The sequence below is a fragment of the Azoarcus sp. DD4 genome, from assembly GCF_006496635.1.
GTDB lineage: Bacteria > Pseudomonadota > Gammaproteobacteria > Burkholderiales > Rhodocyclaceae > Azoarcus.
Window position 1 is genome coordinate 4446112 of the sequence record NZ_CP022958.1, and the last position, 19885, is coordinate 4465996.

25 protein-coding genes and 1 pseudogene are annotated in these 19885 nt (G+C 65.8%); 4 read left to right on the plus strand and 22 right to left on the minus strand.

Annotated features, from left to right (window positions below):
- Positions 1–52: 52 nt before the first annotated feature.
- The 13 genes and pseudogenes from ampD to CJ010_RS20575 all read right to left on the minus strand — a co-directional run bounded on the left by ampD (position 53) and on the right by CJ010_RS20575 (position 10131).
- Entirely contained in the window at positions 53–637 is a 585-nt protein-coding gene (gene ampD, locus CJ010_RS20515) for a 1,6-anhydro-N-acetylmuramyl-L-alanine amidase AmpD (RefSeq protein WP_141019774.1), read from the minus strand.
- A gap of 18 nt (positions 638–655) precedes the next feature.
- Positions 656–1057 (minus strand): type II toxin-antitoxin system CcdA family antitoxin, encoded by a 402-nt coding sequence (locus CJ010_RS25310; RefSeq protein ID WP_205754829.1) that lies wholly within the window; start codon positions 1055–1057, stop codon positions 656–658.
- 165 nt (positions 1058–1222) lie between these two features.
- Positions 1223–2125 (minus strand): ABC transporter ATP-binding protein, encoded by a 903-nt coding sequence (locus CJ010_RS20525; RefSeq protein WP_141019775.1) that lies wholly within the window; start codon positions 2123–2125, stop codon positions 1223–1225.
- A gap of 2 nt (positions 2126–2127) precedes the next feature.
- The gene (locus tag CJ010_RS20530; protein ID WP_205754830.1) at positions 2128–2967 is read right to left on the minus strand and encodes a hypothetical protein; all 840 of its coding nucleotides are present in this window, start codon (positions 2965–2967) and stop codon (positions 2128–2130) included.
- 2 nt (positions 2968–2969) lie between these two features.
- Positions 2970–3779 carry a hypothetical protein gene (locus CJ010_RS20535; RefSeq protein ID WP_240794429.1) on the minus strand — a complete coding sequence of 270 codons (810 nt, stop codon included), beginning with the start codon at positions 3777–3779 and terminating at the stop codon, positions 2970–2972.
- A 174-nt stretch (positions 3780–3953) separates the two neighbouring features.
- Entirely contained in the window at positions 3954–4409 is a 456-nt protein-coding gene (locus CJ010_RS20540) for a hypothetical protein (protein WP_141019776.1), read from the minus strand.
- Positions 4410–4519: 110 nt separating this feature from the next.
- A pseudogene (locus tag CJ010_RS25745) lies at positions 4520–4607 on the minus strand (prepilin-type N-terminal cleavage/methylation domain-containing protein); the annotation flags it as partial.
- A 344-nt stretch (positions 4608–4951) separates the two neighbouring features.
- Positions 4952–5164 carry a DUF86 domain-containing protein gene (locus CJ010_RS25750; protein WP_371415675.1) on the minus strand — a complete coding sequence of 71 codons (213 nt, stop codon included), beginning with the start codon at positions 5162–5164 and terminating at the stop codon, positions 4952–4954.
- 111 nt (positions 5165–5275) lie between these two features.
- Entirely contained in the window at positions 5276–5473 is a 198-nt protein-coding gene (locus tag CJ010_RS20555; RefSeq protein ID WP_205754831.1) for a nucleotidyltransferase family protein, read from the minus strand.
- Between the two features lie 241 nt (positions 5474–5714).
- A complete protein-coding gene (locus CJ010_RS20560) occupies positions 5715–7094 on the minus strand; it encodes a sigma-54 dependent transcriptional regulator (protein WP_141019778.1) in 1380 nt (459 codons plus the stop codon).
- A complete protein-coding gene (locus CJ010_RS20565) occupies positions 7091–8635 on the minus strand; it encodes a nitrogen regulation protein NR(II) (RefSeq protein ID WP_240794431.1) in 1545 nt (514 codons plus the stop codon). Before CJ010_RS20565 ends, CJ010_RS20560 begins: the two co-directional genes overlap by 4 nt.
- A 13-nt stretch (positions 8636–8648) precedes the next feature.
- Positions 8649–8912 carry a PP0621 family protein gene (locus tag CJ010_RS20570; protein ID WP_141019780.1) on the minus strand — a complete coding sequence of 88 codons (264 nt, stop codon included), beginning with the start codon at positions 8910–8912 and terminating at the stop codon, positions 8649–8651.
- A 61-nt stretch (positions 8913–8973) separates the two neighbouring features.
- Positions 8974–10131: a pyridoxal phosphate-dependent aminotransferase gene (locus tag CJ010_RS20575; RefSeq protein WP_141019781.1), complete on the minus strand. Its 1158-nt coding sequence runs from the start codon at positions 10129–10131 to the stop codon at positions 8974–8976.
- Between the two features lie 151 nt (positions 10132–10282).
- Here CJ010_RS20575 and mtnA point away from each other — a divergent pair, with 151 nt between their 5' ends.
- Together mtnA and CJ010_RS20585 are read left to right on the plus strand one after the other, a co-directional pair.
- Positions 10283–11362 (plus strand): S-methyl-5-thioribose-1-phosphate isomerase, encoded by a 1080-nt coding sequence (gene mtnA, locus CJ010_RS20580; protein WP_141019782.1) that lies wholly within the window; start codon positions 10283–10285, stop codon positions 11360–11362.
- Positions 11359–12036: a class II aldolase/adducin family protein gene (locus CJ010_RS20585; RefSeq protein ID WP_141019783.1), complete on the plus strand. Its 678-nt coding sequence runs from the start codon at positions 11359–11361 to the stop codon at positions 12034–12036. The genes mtnA and CJ010_RS20585 overlap by 4 nt, the downstream gene beginning before the upstream one ends.
- Here CJ010_RS20585 and CJ010_RS25215 read toward each other — a convergent pair.
- From CJ010_RS25215 to CJ010_RS20600, 3 genes are read right to left on the minus strand one after another with little or no spacing between them, the layout of a single operon-like run.
- Positions 12033–12290, minus strand: coding sequence for a hypothetical protein (locus tag CJ010_RS25215; RefSeq protein ID WP_168224875.1), 258 nt, complete (start codon positions 12288–12290; stop codon positions 12033–12035). The genes CJ010_RS20585 and CJ010_RS25215 overlap by 4 nt on opposite strands.
- Positions 12283–13185: an NAD(P)-dependent oxidoreductase gene (locus tag CJ010_RS20595; RefSeq protein WP_141019784.1), complete on the minus strand. Its 903-nt coding sequence runs from the start codon at positions 13183–13185 to the stop codon at positions 12283–12285. Before CJ010_RS20595 ends, CJ010_RS25215 begins: the two co-directional genes overlap by 8 nt.
- On the minus strand, positions 13182–14063 hold the full coding sequence (locus tag CJ010_RS20600; protein ID WP_141019785.1) for an NAD(P)-dependent oxidoreductase: 882 nt from the start codon (positions 14061–14063) through the stop codon (positions 13182–13184). Before CJ010_RS20600 ends, CJ010_RS20595 begins: the two co-directional genes overlap by 4 nt.
- A 90-nt stretch (positions 14064–14153) precedes the next feature.
- On the opposite strand from CJ010_RS20600, the gene ybiB reads away from it, so the two are divergent.
- Positions 14154–15074: a DNA-binding protein YbiB gene (gene ybiB, locus CJ010_RS20605; protein ID WP_141019786.1), complete on the plus strand. Its 921-nt coding sequence runs from the start codon at positions 14154–14156 to the stop codon at positions 15072–15074.
- Positions 15075–15215: 141 nt separating this feature from the next.
- Here ybiB and modD read toward each other — a convergent pair whose 3' ends face one another.
- The 6 genes from modD to CJ010_RS20635 all read right to left on the minus strand — a co-directional run bounded on the left by modD (position 15216) and on the right by CJ010_RS20635 (position 18825).
- Entirely contained in the window at positions 15216–16061 is an 846-nt protein-coding gene (gene modD, locus CJ010_RS20610) for a ModD protein (RefSeq protein WP_141019787.1), read from the minus strand.
- A 63-nt stretch (positions 16062–16124) separates the two neighbouring features.
- Positions 16125–16508, minus strand: coding sequence for a hypothetical protein (locus CJ010_RS20615; RefSeq protein ID WP_141019788.1), 384 nt, complete (start codon positions 16506–16508; stop codon positions 16125–16127).
- Positions 16509–16520: 12 nt separating this feature from the next.
- Entirely contained in the window at positions 16521–16796 is a 276-nt protein-coding gene (locus CJ010_RS20620; protein ID WP_141019789.1) for a nitrogen fixation protein NifZ, read from the minus strand.
- Positions 16797–16798: 2 nt separating this feature from the next.
- Positions 16799–17125: a ferredoxin gene (locus CJ010_RS20625; protein ID WP_141019790.1), complete on the minus strand. Its 327-nt coding sequence runs from the start codon at positions 17123–17125 to the stop codon at positions 16799–16801.
- A gap of 154 nt (positions 17126–17279) precedes the next feature.
- Positions 17280–18170: a pirin family protein gene (locus CJ010_RS20630; RefSeq protein ID WP_141019791.1), complete on the minus strand. Its 891-nt coding sequence runs from the start codon at positions 18168–18170 to the stop codon at positions 17280–17282.
- Positions 18171–18225: 55 nt separating this feature from the next.
- Entirely contained in the window at positions 18226–18825 is a 600-nt protein-coding gene (locus CJ010_RS20635; protein ID WP_141019792.1) for an FMN-dependent NADH-azoreductase, read from the minus strand.
- Between the two features lie 107 nt (positions 18826–18932).
- Here CJ010_RS20635 and CJ010_RS20640 point away from each other — a divergent pair, with 107 nt between their 5' ends.
- The gene (locus tag CJ010_RS20640; RefSeq protein WP_141019793.1) at positions 18933–19850 is read left to right on the plus strand and encodes a LysR family transcriptional regulator; all 918 of its coding nucleotides are present in this window, start codon (positions 18933–18935) and stop codon (positions 19848–19850) included.
- Positions 19851–19885: the final 35 nt, after the last annotated feature.

The window sequence follows — 19885 nt, forward strand, 5'->3', positions numbered from 1 at the left end:
TTCAATTGAAAGGAATACTGCAATGCAGCGAAAACGTGAAGCTGGGCGGATTCTATTGATTTGTTTGACTATTGTCAAAACAGGCCCACTTCAAGCCTGATCCAACCCCAACCAAACCGCGTAATTGAAGCCAGTCGAAGCAAGGCCCCGGATCGGTCTTGCGGCCAGGCGCCACATCGGAATGCCCCGCGATCGCGGTGATCGGATAGTGCTCGCAAAGTGCCTTCACAAGCCCTGCCAGGCGCTCGTACTGGACCGGCTCGAAGGGCACGGTGTCGCAGCCCTCCAACTCGATTCCAACGGAAAAATCGTTGCAGCGCTCCCGCCCCTCCCAGCACGACAGCCCGGCATGCCAGGCCCGGTCGTCCGCCGAGACGAACTGGATCACCTCGCCATCGCGGCGAATGAAAAAGTGGGCGGACACGCGGAAATGACATATCTCCGCGTAGTAAGGATGCTCGGCCGGATCGAGAGTATTGGTGAAAAGCTGCTCGACGCCGGGCCCGCCGAACTGGTCGGGCGGAAGGCTGATGGCATGCACAACGATGAGCGAAGGTAGCTCGCCGGCCGGGCGCACATCGAAATTGGGTGACGGCACTTGCCGGCAATCCGGCAGCCAACCTGTTTCCGCTTTCATGCCCCTCACTCGACGACCTCAACGGCGCACTGGAGCCGGCTTCTCAGAGCCCCTGAAGCAGGAGATCCATGCAGCAACGACCACAGTCGTTGCAAAATGGCGACTGACATCCGCCTGCAAGTCAACAAGGCAGCCAACGCCCTCTGCATTCCTGTAGACGGTGTTCGAGACATCAGAAGCCCTTGTACTTCTCCAACGGCAAGCCATTGTTCCCCACATACGCGCTCCAGCACTCGAAGACTTCCGCACCCCCTGTAGCAAGAGCGCTGCACGCTTCTCCGCCATAGCCTTGGCCAAACCAGCATCGGCCGCCTGGGATATGCTAATGCGCAGTTCCTCGGCTTCTGTCAGAAGCGTTTCCGCCCGAGAAACGTTGGCAGCCTTCTTGGTGACAGTTGCGTGATTGTTCGTCGTGGTCATGGCCGCACTCCACTCTGGCCTGTCGCTGGCGACCTAGCCCACACACGCATATACATCAACAATAGCGATGCACATGCTTACACGCCCCCTGAATGATCATGCTGGAGGTCGCTACGCCAGAACACGCATCGCGAACCGGGCGGCAAAAGCGGTCGCACGCCATTATCAGCCGACGGCCTGCCCTTCCAGTATCTTGAAGAAGACGGTTTCCAGCGACACCGCCGGCTTGACGGTCAGGAGATGCCCGCCGCTGTCGGCAATCCGCGCGAGAAACGCTGGCAGCGCTGCCTGATCCTGCTCTTCCTCGAACTCGCCCTGCCGTACCGCGGCCGCTTCGCGCCCCACGCTGGCGTCGGCTCGATACCGCACGATATAACGATCAGCCCGATCCGCTGCCAATTCCCGCGGCGAACGTATCGTCACCAGTTCGCCCTTGTGAATGAAGCCGAACCGGTCCGCAATGCGCTCCACGTCGTGGAGCACATGCGAAGTGAAGAAGATCGCCCCGCCCTCGCGCTTGTAGTCAGAGAGGATATCGACTACATCTTTTCTCCCCACCGGATCCAGCCCGGACAGCGGCTCGTCGAGGACCAGCAAGCGCGGATTGACGACCATCGCATGCGCAAGTGCGACGCGCTGCACCGTGCCTTTCGATAGCAAACGGATACGGCGGTCCGCCACATGGCCGATGGAAAAACGCTCCAACCACTGACGGCACCATACCTCCTCGTCGTCGCGGCGGATGCCGTACATCGACAAGGCCATACGCAGGATTTCGAGCGGCGTGAACTGCTCATAGAGCGCGGGCGACTCGGGTACGTAGGCCACGCCCTTGCGCGACGCAGCGTCGCGAGCGGAAACGCCATACAGGCGAACCTCGCCCTCGTAGTCGTCGATGATGTCGAGCATAACCTTGATGGTGGTGGACTTGCCAGCGCCATTGGGGCCAACGAAGCCGAAGACCTCACCTTCATCAACTGTAAAGTCGACTTTACGCAGTGCCTCCACCACATTGCGAGGCGTACGGAACGTCTTGCTAACGGCGAAAAATTCGAGCGCTGCGCTCATTGCTACCTCTCCAAACCTGCGATGCGGAGCTTATGCAATATGAACCGGCCATTATCGAAGGCGTAGCCGATCGCCAAAGGATCGTCGGGAAATCGAACCAGCACACCAGAATTGATGAGCGCAGCCGGATCTTTGAGCTGGCGGCCGAACTGCGTTTCGTAGCGATGCTGTGCATCCCGCAGTATCAGCAACCCCTTCAGGCGTTGCACCCGCTTGTCGAGCATTTCGCGCAATCGCGGGTCGGAAGCCCCATCACGTTCCTTCAGTAGGTACTCCAAGGCGAGACGTTGATCATCGAACTCATCTACCGCAATCATGATCGCCATCCGGCGAAAAGTCGCCGAATTAGTCATTGAACGCTCCGCGGCGATCTCGAACGCCCGCCGCGCTTCGACCGGGTTACGGTGGAAAAATAACTCGTTGAACCCATAAAAGAAAGGAACGTACTCGTCCCATGTTCGACAACCCATTGCCCGCTTCAGCAGATCGCTGCCTTCGTCGGGCGCCCCCCCCCATGACAACAGGGCGTTACCAACGTAGTAATTATCCTCGTGACATGAATTCAGCTGCGCCACGACGCGATGAGCCCTAACGCGAAAGGCTGCGTCGTCGGTGTTCGCAGCAAGCGCCGCATCGCCAGTCGCCGCTAACCGTATCGCCTCGAAATCGGCCGCCAAGAACCGGTCACCGCCCGCCAGCAGCAATTGCACAGGAGCTGAGATCACGACACGGTCAGTCACTACCCCTTCAGGCCGCGGCACTTTATCAATTTTGAACACCCAAAGACCGATAAATACGGCAAAGCCAAATACGGCTAAAATCGGCGAGACCATAAGATACATGCTCAGGCAAACCGCTTGCGATTGAGCGCCCACACAGCCAGCGCAATCAACCCAACGGCATAAGCAATGGTTGCTGACAAACGAACCACCCAGTCAGGCGGCAGAAAGGCCATCTGACCATATAGCGTGATCATCCGCACATCCAACGCTGCCAAATCCGGCAGGAAATACCCGAGGAGATTGAGTGATAACCGATAGGTTTCGGCATCTCCGACCAGCGTGCTGTCACGTGAGAGCAGCGCTACGATGGCGGAAAACGAACGGGCGACCAACATGAAACCAAGGGTACCGATCAGCACAAAACTGGGCGTTGCCGCGGTGACTGCCAGCAAGGTGCCCATCGCCATTATCACTCCGATATCAACCGCGATGAACGCGATCGTTATGCCGTAGCGAAGATCGAGCGCAACCGGAGTACTCTGCTTGTAGCCTTGGCCAATCACCGTTACCAGCGCAGCCAATAATGCTGCAAGCACCGACAGCAGGACCAGCACGAGCAGGAAAGCAGCAAGAAAACGCCCCAGCAAGAACCAATGACGCGCGCGCGGGTAGGTCATTGAGGTCAGAAAAAGTTTGCGGGTAAATTCTTGAGACAGCAGCTCCTGAAGCAGAAGAACAGCAACAATCGGCAACGCCAAGCGAATCACAGACAGACCAACATCAAGCGCTACTGTCGCGGGTTGGCGACCGCTAAATTGAGAAGCAGTCCACACGATGATGCCAAGAGCAACAAGCAACCAAAACGAGATCGAAAAAAAACGAACTCGCAACGCCAATCGAAGCGCTATGTGAAAGTCGGGAAATGGAGTCATGATTGAATAGTTGATCTAGGCAGCCTAGGCCATTCGCTCCTCAGCATTGTGTATTGCCCGAAATAATCAACGAAGGAACTCAAGAAACAAACGAAGCCGCCCAAAGTATGAATTGAGCGGCTTCGGTAATGTGCACGACCCATATAAGTCGTTACACAAAATCACAAATAGCGTTTACTCCATGATCGCCTGGCCAGCAAGAGCACTTTGATTGCAAGTATCTGAGTCCAAGTTACCTGCAGCAACGTTACCGCCGGCGCTCGAACCAGTGAAGACTCGACGGCCTTGGATAGTGAAAGTGGCCGGAGGATCAGTCGCGACAGCGGGACAGCTGGCATCATTCCATACGGGGTTACCTTGAGCGTCCGGCGTACTCGCACACTCAATCGTTTGCGGCTTCTGGCTACCCGCCGTGTGGCACGCGGCCACACCAATCATATTATCTGTCGTATCGCAATTATAGGCAGCAACTACACCCGAAGATAAATTAACAGTAACACGATCACGCAACAGAGAACATGCCGTGGTGTCAATAGGAGTGCCACTTGTGATCGCTGTCGCGGCCGCGGATGCCGCGCCCGTAGCAACTGCAAGGCCCGCAAAAATCAGAATAGAAATAATTTTCTTCATGATCTATCTCCCTAATCCTTAGGATTGCGATGCAGCAAATCCAGTAACAGCGTTCTTGGTATCCGCATTAGCAGACGAATCATTGGCGCGGGCGCGATACTCGCTGAACTGCGGAATCGCAATTGCCGCCAAAATGCCAATGATCGCAACAACGATCATCAGTTCGATCAGGGTAAAGCCCTTCTGAATCTTTTTCATTTGAAGTCTCCGACTGGATTGACCCGGCGCCTCAACACTTTGCGACGCTCGGAGAACATAAAGCAGAAGGCGTGCCAACCCAATGAAAACCGCATGAACAAGGAAATTTGACACGCCGCAGGCCTTATCCAGGTCAACTCATGACATGAGCACGGGCGGCATTGTCCACTTTTGACAATGGAATTGACAAGCCTTGCCGCGCCGGCCCCGCCCTATTCCATCCCCCACTTCTACAGCCGGTAGCGCTTTGTCGCAGCGTCATGCTCAGTTTGCAGGGGACCGCTGGAACGACTTCCTCAAGTTTCGCCACAGGATGGCTCGACGACGGGTTGGCGTAGCCGGTCTTACTCGTCGAACAGTTGTTGCAGCCGAACGATCAAATCAGGTGGCTCATCAACAACCGTATGCCACACAAGCTCGGTATCGATATCGAAGTAACCATGGATCAGGCGATTACGCATCCCTACGACAGCGCGCCACGGTATCTGCGGCAGTGCGGCCCGCGTGGCCTCAGAAATCTTGCTGGCCGCTTCACCGACGACTTCCAGTGCTCGCACGACAGCAAAAAGCAGCTTCCGGTCCGTGGCAAGGTCATCGGCGCACGTCCGCTGGCAAACTCGACCGCCGTCAGGGCCGCTTCGAGTATGTGACGGAGCCGGACTTCATCCTCAGGCGGCATACCGTGTCTCTGCGGTACGCATCACCTCATCGCGGAAATATCGGCTGAGATCGCCCGGCGTACGCAAATCGACCGTTATCCTGCCGAGCAGGTCCGACAGTTCCGCTTCGATCTCGGCCATGCCGAGCAAGCCCGGCACCCTGTCGACGTCGAATTCGACCAGCAAATCGACATCGCTGTCGGGCACGGGCCGTGCCTTTCAGGGTCGAGCCGAAGAGAGACAGGCGACGAATACCGTGCACTCGGCAGTACGCGGCAAGCTCGTCATCGCCAAGCGGGAACCGATACGCCATCTGTTTCACCTTCGCCAGATCGACAACAAGCAGATAGTGCAACGGCGACAGCGTGCCAGCAATAGGTTACCGAAGACTGCCCCGCCTCCTGCCTCCCAAGGTTTGCTCGATGGTGGCAGGCAAGCCGCCCGCGGCTCATTCCATGCCCCACTTCTGCAGGCGGTAGCGCAGTTGCCGCAGCGTCATGCCCAGCTTGCGCGCCGCCGCCGAGCGGTTCCAGCGGGTTTCGTCCAGCGCCCGCAGGACGCGGATGCGCTCGTCGTCGCCGCCGTCATCGTCGCAATCGTCCGCTGCGGGCTCCCGGTTCGGGTCGAACGCGATCTGCGACTGGGTGATGCCTTCGGTGGGATAGAGCTCGATGTCGTCCATGCCGATCTCATCCCCGTCGCACAGCGCGCAGGCGCGCTCCAGCAGGTTTTCGAGCTCGCGCACGTTGCCGGGGAAGGCATATTGCTGCAGGCGGGCGATGGCCGCGGCCGACAGCCGCCGTGGCGCACTGCCCTCGCGTTCGGCCAGGCGGCGCAGGATGTGGGTGGCGAGCTCGGGAATGTCCTCGATGCGTTCGCGCAGCGGCGGCACCCGCAGGGTGATGACGTTGATGCGGAAGAACAGATCCTGGCGGAACTTGCCTTCGGCCACGAGTTGGGCGAGGTCGCGGTGCGAGGCCGAGAGGATGCGCACGTCGACCGTGACCTCGGCATGGGCACCGACCGGGCGCACCGCCCTTTCCTGGATGGCGCGCAGCAGCTTCACCTGCATGGCGAGCGGCAGTTCGCCCACTTCGTCCAGGAAGAGCGTGCCGCCGTTCGCCGCCTGGAAGAGGCCTTCCTTGTCGGTGTTGGCGCCGGTGAAACTGCCCTTGCGATGGCCGAAGAATTCGCTTTCCATCAGCTCCGGCGAGATCGCGCCGCAATTCACCGGCACGAAAGGGCCGCCGGCGCGCGCGCCCTGCGCGTGAATGAGGTTGGCGATCACTTCCTTGCCGGTGCCGGATTCGCCGTGGATGAAGACCGGCGCCTGGTTGCGCGCCAGCTTGGCGATCTGCACCCGCAACTGGGCCAGCGCCGCCGAGCTGCCGATGAGCCGGCGGCCGTTCGATGCTTCGGCCGGCTCCGCCTTGGCGTCGAGCCGCAGCGCGTGGGTCACGAGTTCGCGCAGGGCCTTCAGCTCCACCGGTTTGGTGACGAAGTCGAAGGCGCCGAGCTTGAGCGCGCGGATCGCGGTGTCGATGCTGCCGAAGGCGGTGATTACCGCCACCGGCAGGCCGGGGTAGCGTGCCTGTATGGTCTCGACGAGTTCGAGGCCGTCGCCGTCGGGCAGACGCATGTCGGTCAGGCACAGGCGGTAGCGGCGGCTGTCCAGCAGCGCCCTCGCCTCGGCCACCGAGCCGGCGGTGTCGCAGGCCAGCCCCAGCCTGAGCAGCGACAGCGCGATCAGTTCGCGGATGTCCTCTTCATCGTCCACCACCAGCACTTCGCTCGAACTGGGGCGGGTACGGCGTTCGATCTGGCTCATGGTCGGCAGCTTCCGGTAAGCACGAAGTGGGCGCCGGCGGCGCTCGTCCGTAGTTCCAGCGTGGCGTCGTTGGCCTCGGCGAGTTCGCGGGCGATGTACAGCCCGAGGCCAGTCCCCTTGGGGTGCGTGGTGAAGAAGGGCTCGAACAGGTGGGCGCGGGTGTTGTCGTCGATGCCGGGGCCGTCGTCCTGCACGTGCACGGCCACCCGCCCCGTCGGCAGCAGTTCGGCGCGCACGCGCACTGCCGCCGGCTGGCCGCTGCAATAGCGGCGGGCGTTGGTGAGGAGGTTGTCGAGTATCTGGTGCAGATGCGCGCGATCGACCGCCAGCGTGAGCGATCCGGCCACGTCCACCGCGAAGATGGCGCGCTCGTCCTCGCCGCGCAGCGCCAGCGCGTCGATCAGCTCGTCGATGAAGGCGGCCAGGGCAACGGCCTCCGGTTCGGCATGCTCGCGGCGGCCGAGCGCGAGCACGTCGCGGATCATGCGTTCGATGCGGTGGGCGTTGTCGTTGATGATGCGCGCCAGCCGCAGCTGCATGTCGGTGCGCTTTTCCTCGGTCAGCAGTTCGGCTGCCTGGGTGACGGCCGACAGCGGATTGCGGATCTCGTGCGCCATGCTGGCGGTGAGCCGGCCGAGCGCGGCGAGCTTCACCTGCTGCATCTGGCGCTGCACTTCCTCGAAATCGGTGAGATACACCAGGGTTTCGCCCGCCGCGGCGCTGCCCGGCTCGCCGCAGACGGTGCGACAGCGCAGCAGCCGCCCGCCCGGGCCCAGCCGCAGCAGGCGGTTGTCGACCGTGGCGCCGCAGGCGATCAGGGTATCGAAGGCGGGATCGACATCGACCAGCGCCAGCCCTTCCACCGCCTGCAGGCCGAGCAGGGCCGAGGCCTGCGGATTGGCCTGGCGCGCCCGGCCGTCCTCGCCGACCACGATCACGCCGTCCTGCATGTCGCGGATGATGCGTTCGTTCACCGCCTGCTGCTTGGCCAGCGCCCGGCCGCGCTCGGCCGCGAGCGAGGCATTGGCCTTGGCGCGCAGCGCGAGCAGGCGGGCGACGATGGCAATGCCGAAAAAGCCGATGCAGGCCATGCCGACCTGGAAGAAGTCGGTCGGCTGCGCCGCCTTGAGGTAGCGCCAGACGTTCTCGCCCAGCACCAGCACCGTGGTGAGCGCGGCAAAGAACAGCACCGTGCGACCTTCGGCGACGAGACCTGCGCCGGCCAGGATCACCATCATCAGCACCGGCATGCCGCTGCGATAGCCGCCGCTCGCCCACATGATGGTGGCCAGCAGGCAGAGGTCGATGACGCCCTGCATGAAGATCACGCGGTCGATGCCAAAGCGCCGCGTCATGTCCGGAAAACCCAGGGCCAGCACCGCGCCAACGTAGCCGAAGGCGGCGATGTTGTAGGCCAGCCGGTGTTCGGAGCCGAGGTCGAGCTCATCGCCGACGACGACGAACAGCCCGCCAATGATCAACCGGAAAAGATTGAAGTAGCGCAGCGACAGCCTGCGCGAAGGATCGATGTCGGCGGTCATGCTGCCGCCCATGTCAGCGGCCCCGGCCCGGACCCAGGCGCCGGTGCGCCTCGCTGCAGTAGAAGCGCCCCGCATCGCTCACGCCTTCGCTCTCGGGCACATGCACGCCGCAGTGGGCGCATTCGACCATGCGTTCCATCGCGCCCTCCCCGGCTGGCGCCTTGCCCTGTCCGCCACGCGAAGCGCCGGCACCGCCGCCGCGTGATTTGGGGCCGAGGACGCGCCGCAGCCACCAGATGCCGACCAGGATCAATACAAAAAGGAGCAGGTTGCGCACGGCGGAAAATCCGTAACGGATGAAATGGAGCCGCTGAAGTTTAGCACCCGGACCGGCCGGATCAGACCTTGATCAGCCGCTCGCAGGCCGCCGCGAGCGTGGCTTCGTTCTTGGCGAAGCAGAACCGGATCACCCGTTCGTCGCGACCGTCGGCGAAGAAGGCCGACACCGGAATCGCCGCCACGCCGACCTCGCGGGTGAGGCGGTTGCAGAAATCGACGTCCGGCTCGTCCGAGATCGCGCCGTAGCGGGCAAGCTGGAAATAGGTGCCGCGCGAAGGCAGCAGTTCGAAGCGGGAGGCGGCCAGCGCGTCACGGAACACATTGCGCTTGCCCTCGTAGAAGGCCGCCAGGCCGAGGTGGCGCGAGGCGTCGGCCATGTAGTCGGCGAGCGCGTACTGCACCGGCGTGTTCACAGTAAACACGTTGAACTGGTGCACCTTGCGGAATTCCGCCATCAACTCGCGCGGCGCCACCACGTAGCCGACCTTCCAGCCGGTGATGTGATAGGTCTTGCCGAAGCTGGACACCACGATGCTGCGCGCCGCCAGTTCCGCATGACCGGCGCAGCTCAGGTGGCGCTGGCCGTCGAACACGATGTGCTCGTAGACCTCGTCCGACACCACGATGATGCCGCTGCCGCGCACCAGCCCGGCGAGGTGGTCGTAGTCCGCCGCCGACCACACCGTGGCGGTGGGGTTGTGCGGCGAGTTGATCATGATCATCCGGGTGCGCGACGTGATCGCCGCCGCCACCGCCGCCCAGTCGGGCCGGTAGTCGGGTGCGGCCAGCCGCATGCGCACGATCTTGCCGCCGGCAAGTTCGATCGCGGGGCCGTAGGAGTCGTACACCGGCTCGAACACAATCACCTCGTCGCCCGGATGCACGCAGGCCGCAATCGCGGTGAACAAGGCCTGGGTGGCGCCGGCGGTCACGGTCACCTCGGTTTCGGCGTCGTAGGCCGTGCCGTAGAGTGCGGCGACCTTGGCGACGATGGCTTCGCGCAGCGGCAGCACGCCGGCCATCGGCGCGTACTGGTTGTAGCCGCTCTTCATCCAGTGGGCCACGCGTTCGAACAGCACGTCTTCGGCGTTGAAATCGGGGAAGCCCTGCGACAGGTTGATCGCACCGCATTCCTGCGCGAGACGCGACATCACGGTGAAGATGGTGGTGCCGACATGCGGCAGGCGCGAGTGGATCTGGGCGGGGAAGTGAGGCATGGCTGCGGGAAGACCGGGCTGGAACAGGCCGCCATTGTCTCAGAGCCGGCGCCGATGCGCTGCAGCCCCTGCGCCCGAAACGACGCCGGCGCTTGCGAAGGGACGGCGGCGCTGGCACATTCGGCTCCCTTCCCGCAGCCCGGCCGCGATCATGACCGCCACCCGCTTTACCCAGCCCGTCCCCACGCTGTGCCGCGACCGCGACAGCGTCCTCATCCTCGATCAGACCCGCCTGCCCTGGCGCTGCGAGCAACGCCGCCTGAGCACGCTGGACGATGCCGCCGAAGCCATCCGGGCGATGTGGGTGCGCGGCGCGCCGCTGATCGGCGGCACCGCCGCCTATGGCGTGGCGCTGGCGCTCGGCGGCGGCGATGCGTCCGACGCCGCGCTGGCCCACGCCCACCGCTGCCTTTCCGCCACCCGGCCCACTGCGGTGAACCTGCAGTGGGCGCTGGCACGCATGCAGGGAAGGCTGCAGCCGTTGCCGCCCGCAGCGCGCGCCGAGGCGGCCTGGGCCGAAGCCGCCGCGATCTGCGCCGACGACGACGCCTGTTGCGAAGCGATCGGCCTTCACGGCCTGCCGCTGCTGCAGGCCATCGCCGAGCGTCGCGGCAAGGTCCGGGTGATGACCCATTGCAACGCCGGCTGGCTCGCCACGCTCGGCGCTGGCACCGCGCTGGCGCCCGTCTATGCGGCGCACCTAGCGGGCATCGCAGTGGAAGTCTGGGTAAGCGAGACCCGCCCGCGCAACCAGGGCCTGCTCACCGCCTGGGAACTGAGCGAGGCCGGCGTGCCGCACACGCTGATCGCCGACAATGCCGCCGGCCTGCTGCTGATGCGCGGCGAGGTGGACATCGTCATCACCGGCGCCGACCGCATCGCCGCCAACGGCGACAGCGCCAACAAGGTCGGCACCTATCTCAAGGCACTCGCGGCGCACGCATCCGGCGTGCCCTTCTACATCGCCGCACCGCATTCCACGCTGGACTTCGCCTGCGCAGACGGCGCCGCCATCCCTATCGAGGACCGTGGAGCCGCCGAGGTCTGCCGTATCCGCGCCGCCGGGGCCGATGGCGAACCGGTCGAACTGCAGCTCGCGCCGGATTCCACCGCCGCGGTGAACCCCGCCTTCGACGTGACGCCGGCAGGGCTCATCGCCGGCATCATCACCGAACGCGGCATCGCGCCGCCCAACGCGCTGCACAGCCTCTACCCGGAAGCCGGATCATGAATACCGATGCCGACCTGCTCCGCCATCCGCTGCTTGCCACCGCGCGGGCGATGACCAGCGCAGGCCTCAACGTTGGCACTTCGGGCAATGCCAGCGTGCGGCTGGCCGACGGCCTGCTGATCACGCCGAGCGGCCTGGCCGCCGAGGCCTGCCACGCCGACGACATGGTGCCGCTGGACATGGACGGCAGCCCGGCGCCCGGCTCACCGGCGCTCGCCCCCTCGTCCGAATGGCAGATCCACCGCGACGTCTATGCCGCCTTTCCGCAGGCGCGCGCGGTGCTGCACGCGCATTCGCCGTTCGCCACGGCGCTCGCCTGCCAGCGTATCGACATCCCGGCCTTCCACTACATGATCGCCCGCTTCGGCGGCCGCGACATCCGCTGCGCGCGCTATGCCACCTTCGGAACGCCTGCGCTGTCGGCTGCCGCCATCGCTGCGCTGCAGGGCCGCAGCGCCTGCCTGCTCGCCAACCACGGCATGCTGGTGTACGGCCGCGATCTCGACCACGCGCTGGCGCAGGCGGTCGAGTTCGAAACCCTGTGCGAACAGTACTGGCGCACCTGTCAGTTCGGCGCACCGGTGCTGCTGTCGGACGAAGAAATGGACGAGGTGATCGAACGTTTCCGCTGGTACGGCCGGCCGCAGCGGGCCGACGAGGACGGCAGACGCTAGTCCGGACGACCGCGCCCGGACTGCTCGCCGGCGTCCTTGCGGCCGGCCTCCTCCTCGTCCTCCTCGTCCTCGTCATCATCGGTGGCCGCATCGATGCCGGCGCCGACCACATCCACCGCGGCCCCCGCCACGACGGCGCCGGCCTTCACCGCCGTCGCGCCGACGGTCACCACCGCGTCGGCCACCGCAATCACCGCGCAACCGGGCAGCAGCAGCACCAGCAGCGCGGCAAGCAACCAGCGGCCGTCACGCATTGCCGCACGTCTCCCGCATCGATTCGCCTTCGAGCACGCGCAGCAGGCTGGCGGTGTCGTCCCGCCCCATACCCTGCGCCATCAGCGCATTGAGCTGCTGCCACACCTGCGCCGCGATCGGCAGCGGCGTGCCCAGCCCGACCGCCTCGTTCATCAGGATGGCGAAATCCTTGTGGTGCAGGCGCGCCTCGATGCCGGCCTGGAAGTCGCGTCGCACCATGCGCTCGCCCATCACCTCCATCACCCGCGAGGCGGCAGAACCGCCCATCAGCGCGCGTCGCACCGCGGCGAGGTCGACGCCATGGGCATTGGCGAGATGCATCGCCTCGGCGCAGGCCTGGATGGCCGACACCATGATCATCTGGTTGCAGGCCTTGGCGACCTGGCCGGCGCCGGCCGGGCCGATGTGCACCACAGTACGGCCGAGCACCGCGAACAGCGCTTGCACGCGCACCAGGGTTTCCGCCTCGCCGCCAGCCATGATCGCCAGCGTCGCGTCGCGCGCGCCGATCTCGCCGCCGGATACCGGCGCATCCAGCCAGCCCACGCCCTGCGCCGCGTAACGCGCCGCCAGCGCACGCGCAGTGGCGGGCGCGATGGTGCTCATGTCGGCATGGATCGCGCCCGGAGCGAACCCGGCGGCCAGCCCGTCGGCGCCGAAGGCCAGCGCCTCGACGTCGCTGCTGGCCGTGACCATGCTGATCACCACCTCGCTGCGCGCCGCCAGTTCGGCCGGCGTGGTGCACAGTTCGACGCCTGCGAACCTGCCGTCGGCGATCAGGGCCTGCGCGGCAGCGGGCCGCCGTGCCCACACCGCCACCTCGTGCCCGGCCGCGAGCAGATGGCCGACCATGGGCCGGCCCATCACGCCCAGGCCAACGAAGCCGACCTTCATTCGCCCGCTCCGCCGCTCATGCGTTCGAGCAGCTTCAGCATGGCGATCGAATCGTCCTCGCCGAGGCCGCTGCCCACCATGGCGTTGAACATCTGCGCGGTCGCCGCTGACGAAGGTAGTGCCAGGCCGAGCCGGTGTGCCTCTTCCATCACGATGCGCATGTCCTTCTGGTGCATCCAGGCCTTGAAGCCGGGACGGAAGTTGCGGTCCAGCATGCGCTGGCCGTGGTTCTCCAGGATGCGCGAATAGGCGAAACCGCCGAGCAGGGCCTCGCGCACCTTGCCGGCGTCGACGCCGCTCCGGGTGGCGAAGTTGAGCGCCTCGGCCACCGCCGCCACGCCCACACCGGTGAGGATCTGGTTGCAGGCCTTGGCGACCTGGCCGGCGCCGGCGCCGCCAATGCGGTTGACCGACTTGCCCATCGCCTCGAACACCGGTTTCACGGTATCGAAGGCGGCCGCATCGCCACCGACCATGATGGTCAGACTGCCGGCAATCGCGCCGACCTCGCCGCCGGACACCGGCGCGTCCAGCATGGTGACGCCGCGCTCCGCCAGCCGGGCGGCAATCGCCTGCGCCGCGGCCGGCGCGATGGTGCTCATGTCCACATGGATGTGGCCGGCGCGCGCGGCGCTGGCGACGCCGGCTTCGCCCAGCGTGACCTGCTCGACGTCGGGGGCGTCGGCCACCATGCTGATGGTCACCGCGGCGCGGCGCGCAACATCCGCCGCGCTGGCACAATCGCCGGCACCGGCTTCGAGCAGCGGCTGCATCGATTCGCGCCGCCGGCTCCACACATGCACCGTGTGGCCGGCCTTCAACAGGTTCAAGGCCATGGGGCGGCCCATCAGGCCGAGTCCGATGAATCCGACTTCCATAATCGCTAGGCTCCGGGAGAAACGGGAAAGAGGGGAAAAAGGCTGCGGCCGCGGGTTCCCGGCCGCTCCTCATGCGCGGATAATGCCGCCATGAGCTACGCCCCAATCATCAAGGAAATCGCCCGTGGCGCCAAGGGCGCCCGGCCGCTGGACGTTGCCCAGGCGGAAAGCCTGTTCGGCGACATACTCGACGGCCGCGTGCCCGATCTCGAGCTCGGCGCCATCCTGATTGCGCTGCGGGTCAAGAGCGAATCGCTTGCCGAACTGCTCGGCTTCAAGCGCGCGATGGACGCCCGCACCGCCCAGGTCGCCGTGCCCGAGGGCCCGCGTTGCGTGGTGCTGCCGACCTACAACGGCGCGCGCCGCCAGCCCAACCTGATGCCCCTGGTGGCGCTGCTGCTGGCGCGCGAAGGCGTACCGGTACTGATCCAGGGCCGGCACGATTTCGAATCCCGCGTCAGCCCCTTCGAACTGCTGGCGGCGCTCGCCATCCATCCGGCCGCCGATGCCGCCGGAGCCGCCGCCCAACTGGCGACGACGCGCCTCGCCTGCCTGCGTGTCGAACAGATGCTACCCGGCATGGCCGAGCTGCTGGCGCTGCGCACCCGCTTCGGGCTGCGCGGCAGCGGCCACATCATGGCCAAGCTGATCGACCCCTGCCGCGGCCATAGCGTGCGGGTGGTGGCAGTGACGCACCCCGAATACCTCGACCGCATGGGCGAATTCCTGCGCGAGGACGGCGGTCGCGCCATGCTGCTGCGCGGCACCGAAGGCGAGGCCTACGCGAATCCGCGGCGCACGCCGGAAATGCAGGTGTTCCGCGACGGCATCGCGCAGATCGGCGTGATCGGCGAAGAAGGCGGCGCGCCGCCGCTGGCCGGCCTGCCCGACAGCCCGTCCATCGCCGACAACGTCGCCTGCATCCGCGCCATGCTGGCGGGCGAACAGGCGGTGCCGGAACCGATCCGCGCCCAGGTGGCAGCGCTGGCAGCGCTGGCGCGCGAGGGGTGAGACGAACTTTGTTCCTCCCCTTTCAAGGGGAGGGGCAAAGCATCCCGCCCTGAAGGGTTCCGGTTTCCTGTACTTCAGCGGGCGGCAAACGACGAATGTGGCAGCCCTTGCTGCACTCCCTCGAAGACGAGGGTTCGATCCTCAATCCCGGAAGAACGTCACTTTCACATCCCGCGGCGCGGCAGTAAACGGCGCAGACGTCACCAGCACATCAGCCCCCGCCGCCACGTAGGCGCCGGCATTGTCGGCCTTGATGCCGCCGGCCGCGGCGAGCAGCGGACGCAGGCGACTGTGGGCGATGGCCGCGCGAACCTCCGCCACCCGCTCGGGCGGGAACTTCTCGAGCTGGATGACATCGGCGCCGGCCTCGGTCCATACCAGCGCCTCGTCCACCGAGCCGACCTCCACCACGATGCGCTTTTCGGCTTCAGCCGCACGCAGCCGTGCAATGGTGACCGCTGGCGCTTCGTCGAGATACAGGCGGTGCTCGGGGAACACCAGCAGGGTTTCAGACAGGCCCAGCCGGTGCATGCTGGCGCCGGCGCACCGCACCGCCTTCACCGACAGCGCCTTGGTGCCCGGCACCGTCTTGCGGGTACAGGCCACCGGGACGCGGCGGCCGTCGTGCTGCGCCGCCTCGACGATAGCCGATGCGCTGCTGGCGATGCCGCTGGCCCATTCGATCAGCACCTGCGCGGTCTTCCACACGCTGTGCAGCACTTCGGCCTGGCCCTCGGCCGAGAGGATGGGCGACTGGAAGCTGAGCACGTCGCCGGAGGAAAGCTCCACCTTCACCGCGGCGCCGGCGAGCTCGAACATCCGCGCCGCCTCCTCCACGCCGCACACGGTCATCGGCTGGCGGGCGATGAAGCTCAGCTGCGCGCTGCGCGGGCCGATGCGCAGGGCATCGGTGGTGAGATCGCCGCAAGGGACGTCGTCGGCCATCAGCGCGGCCAGTTCGTGATCGGCAAGGACGGAGCGTGGCATGGCAGGGTTCCCGATGGCCGGCAGAGCGGATCGCCGGGGGCGCAATGCCACCCGGCGTTTCAGTCAGTGACGCGAAAAGAGGTCACGCAAGGCGCACAGGGCGCGGGTCGGATCGAAGCGCGTATCGGCCAGGGCTTCGCCGGCGATCAGTTTCTGCAAGGCCACCTGCGGGTCGGACTCGCCGGTGAGCAGCACTTCCGCGCCGCGCTTGCCCATATGGCGCAGGAAGCCATCCCCGGCACTGCCTGCCACGATCAGCTTCACCCCATCCAGCGGATGCGGGCCGACATCGTCAAAGTAGTGGAAGAGTTGCGACTTCTCCAGGCTCACCCGTTGCGGCACCGGCAGCGGCGCGCCCGGCTGGCAGTCGTACACCAGCCATTCGCGCGCCTTGCCGGCATGCCCGGAGACCTGTTCGAAATCGTGGGTGGCCACGGCGATCCGCATAGGCTGGCGACCTCAGTTGGCGGTGGCCGGCGCGGCTTCCTCGCGCACCAGCTCTTCGCCGAGGCAACCGACCGGCGGGCCGAGCACCTCGTCCGCCCCCTGGAAGCGCACGATGTAAATGGCGACATCCTGCATCGCCTCGACGTGGCCGACCTTGACGATGACGCCGCGCGCACCGGCAGCGGCCAGCAGCGCACCTTCGGGGACGTCGGGCACGCCGCCGTCGTTGTAGATGTCCTCGGTGGCGAAGACGATTTCGCCCGGCAGCAGTTCGACGGCTTCTTCCATGATCAACCCCAGACTTCGGCCGGTACCTTCAGCCGCTCGACCGGCGTGCCGCCGATCAGGTGTTCGTCGATGATGGCGCCGACATCGGCCGCGGTCACGCCGCCATACATCACGCCTTCGGGATAGACCAGCACGCTGGGGCCGGCCATGCAGGGGCCGAGGCAGCCGGTGTTGGTGACGGCGAAGTCGTTCCACAGATTGCGCGCCTGGAAGGCTTCGAGGAAGGCCTGGTGGATCTCGCCACAACCCTTTTGCTGACAGGAGCCACGCGGGTGGCCGGGCGGACGCCCCTGGACGCAGACGAGGACGTGTTTCTTGGGCTTGGGCATGACGGGCTCCTTGCAGACGTTGGGTTCCTGTCATGCTTAGCAAGCCGGGTGCCATCGAAAAAACACCGACAGATCAACATATTGAAAAAGGCCGCTTGTCGCTTGTGCGACAAACGGCCTCGATGGCGTCCGACAAGGAATGCAGGCAGGCGCCTCAGGCGGCGGTGCCGAGCCGGCCTTCGCGGAAATCCGCCAGTGCCTCATAGATCTCCTGCTCTGTGTTCATCACGAAGGGGCCGTACTGCGCGATCGGCTCCCCGAGCGGCTGGCCGGCGATCAGCAGCACCCGGGTGTCGGCCTCCAGCGCCTCGATCACCACGCCGTCGCGCTCGGCCGCGTTGGCGAGGATGGCCATGCGCTGGACCGGCACCTGCGTCTCGCCGATGCGCACCGCGCCGCGATACACATAGACGAAGGCGTTGTGCGCCGATGGCAGGGCCTGGCTGAAGCGCGCCCCGGCCGGCAGATGCAGGTCGAGATAGAGCGGCGCCGTCGCATCCCGCGTCACCGCACCCTCGACGCCGTGGCTACCGCCCGCGATCACCGTCACCGCGACGCCGTCTTCAGTCGTGAAGACGGGCAGCTCGGCCGCGGCGATATCGCGGTACCAGGGCGCGCTCATCTTGTCGCGTGCCGGCAGGTTGAGCCACAACTGGAAGCCTTCCATCACGCCGTCTTCCTGCTCCGGGATCTCGGAGTGGATCACGCCGCGGCCGGCCGTCATCCACTGCACCCCGCCGTTCTGCAGCAGGCCTTCGTGGCCGGCGCTGTCGCGATGGCGCATGCGCCCGGCGATCATGTAGGTGACGGTCTCGAAGCCGCGGTGCGGATGGTCGGGAAAGCCGGCGATATAGTCGTCCGGATTGTCGCTGCCGAAAGCGTCGAGCATCAGGAAGGGGTCGAGCCGGCGCTGCAGCGGCTGGGTCAGCACCCGGGTCAGCTTCACCCCGGCGCCGTCGGAAGTCGGCCTGCCGACGACCAGCCGCTCCACCTCGCGGGGACGGGTCACGGTCTCGGGCCGGATCTGGGTTGCGGTAGTCGTCATGTCGATTGCTCCGGTCGTTGCGGCGGGCGCCTTGCGGCACCCGCCGCGTTCAGGTTCAGGCCAGCGCGGCCTCGATGTCGGCCGCGGCCTGGGCAAAGCCCTTGGCGGCGGCTTCCGGCCCCATGTTGAGGCCTTCGGCGTAGATGAAATGCACGTCGGTCATGCCGAGGAAGGCCAGCACCGCCTTCAGGTAGGGCACCTGGCTGTCGAGCTCGGAACCGCGGTAGATACCGCCGCGCGCCAGCGCCACGTACACCTTCTTGCCCTTCAGCAGCCCTTCCGCCCCCGTCTCGGTGTAACGGAAGGTGACGCCGGCGCGGGCAATGGCGTCGATCCAGTTCTTCAGCTGCGCGGTCACGGTGAAGTTGTACATCGGCACGCCGAGCACCAGCACGTCGGCCGCCTGCACTTCGGCGATCAACGCGTCGTACAGCGCCACACGCGCCGCCTGGTCGGCGTTGCGTTGCTCGGCCGGCGTGAAGAGCGCGCCGAGAGCCGCCTCGTCGAGCACCGGCACCGCCTCCACGGCGAGATCGCGCACCTTGAGTTCGGCGCGGGCATTGTCGGCGCGCAGACGGGCGACGATGTCGTTGGCGACGCGGGTGGAGTTGGCGCCTTCGCGGCGGGCACTGGAGTTGATTTGCAGGATGTTCATTTTGGCTTCCTCTCGGTTGTCGGCTGGGTTGTGTGCTGCGATGGGCACACTCTATTCCCACCAATCCGTGCTAAAAAGACAGCCAACCGGATTACATTGTTCTCCAAATGGAACAATTCGACGCCAACGACCTCCTGATCTTCGCCCGCGTTGCCGAAACCGGCAGCTTCAGCCGTGCCGCCGAGCGGCTGGGCCTGCCCAAGTCCACCGTGTCCCGCCGCATCACCCTGCTCGAGGAGAAACTGGGTGAGCGTCTGATGCTACGGACCACCCGCCGGCTTTCGCTCACCGATTTCGGCCTCAATCTGCTCGAACACGCACGCCAGCTCGCGGCCGAGGTCGATGCCGTGTCCACGCTCGCCCAGTACCGCCAGGCCCAGCCCAGCGGCCGGCTGCGGGTGTCGATGCCGAGCGACTTCGCCAACCTGCTGCTCGTGGACATGCTGGCCGCCTTCGTCGCACTGCATCCGGCGATCACGCTGGAGCTGGACCTGTCGCCGCGGCGGGTGGACCTGATAGGCGAGAACTTCGACCTCGCCATCCGCATGGGTGACCTGCCGGACGACGCCTCGCTCGCCGCACGCCGGCTGCGCAGCTTTCCCAACGGGCTCTATGCCTCGGGCGACTACCTGGCCGAGCACGGCACGCCGCGGATGCCGGACGACCTGATGAGCCACGAGGCCCTGCAACTGCTCGGCCGCAACGGCGAACCGGTACGCTGGAAGCTGCTGTCGGGCGAGGCGCAATGGGAGGGCCTGCCGCCAGGCCGCATCACCGCGAATTCGCCGGAAACGCTGGTCCGCCTCGCCCGCGCCGGCAGCGGCATCGCCGCGGTGCCGGACTATTTCGTGACGGCACACCTGCGCAGCGGCGAACTCCGCCGGGTACTGCCCGACTGGTGCCTGCCGTCGAACACCGCCTGGGCGGTCTTTCCCGGGCGCAAGCTGATGCCTGCACGCACGCGCGCCTTCATCGACATGCTCCGGGCCGCACTGCCGGAGGAGGACGGCACCCCGTCCGCATGACGTGAGCGCGGAACTTTCGCCGCTCGCCGGGACCG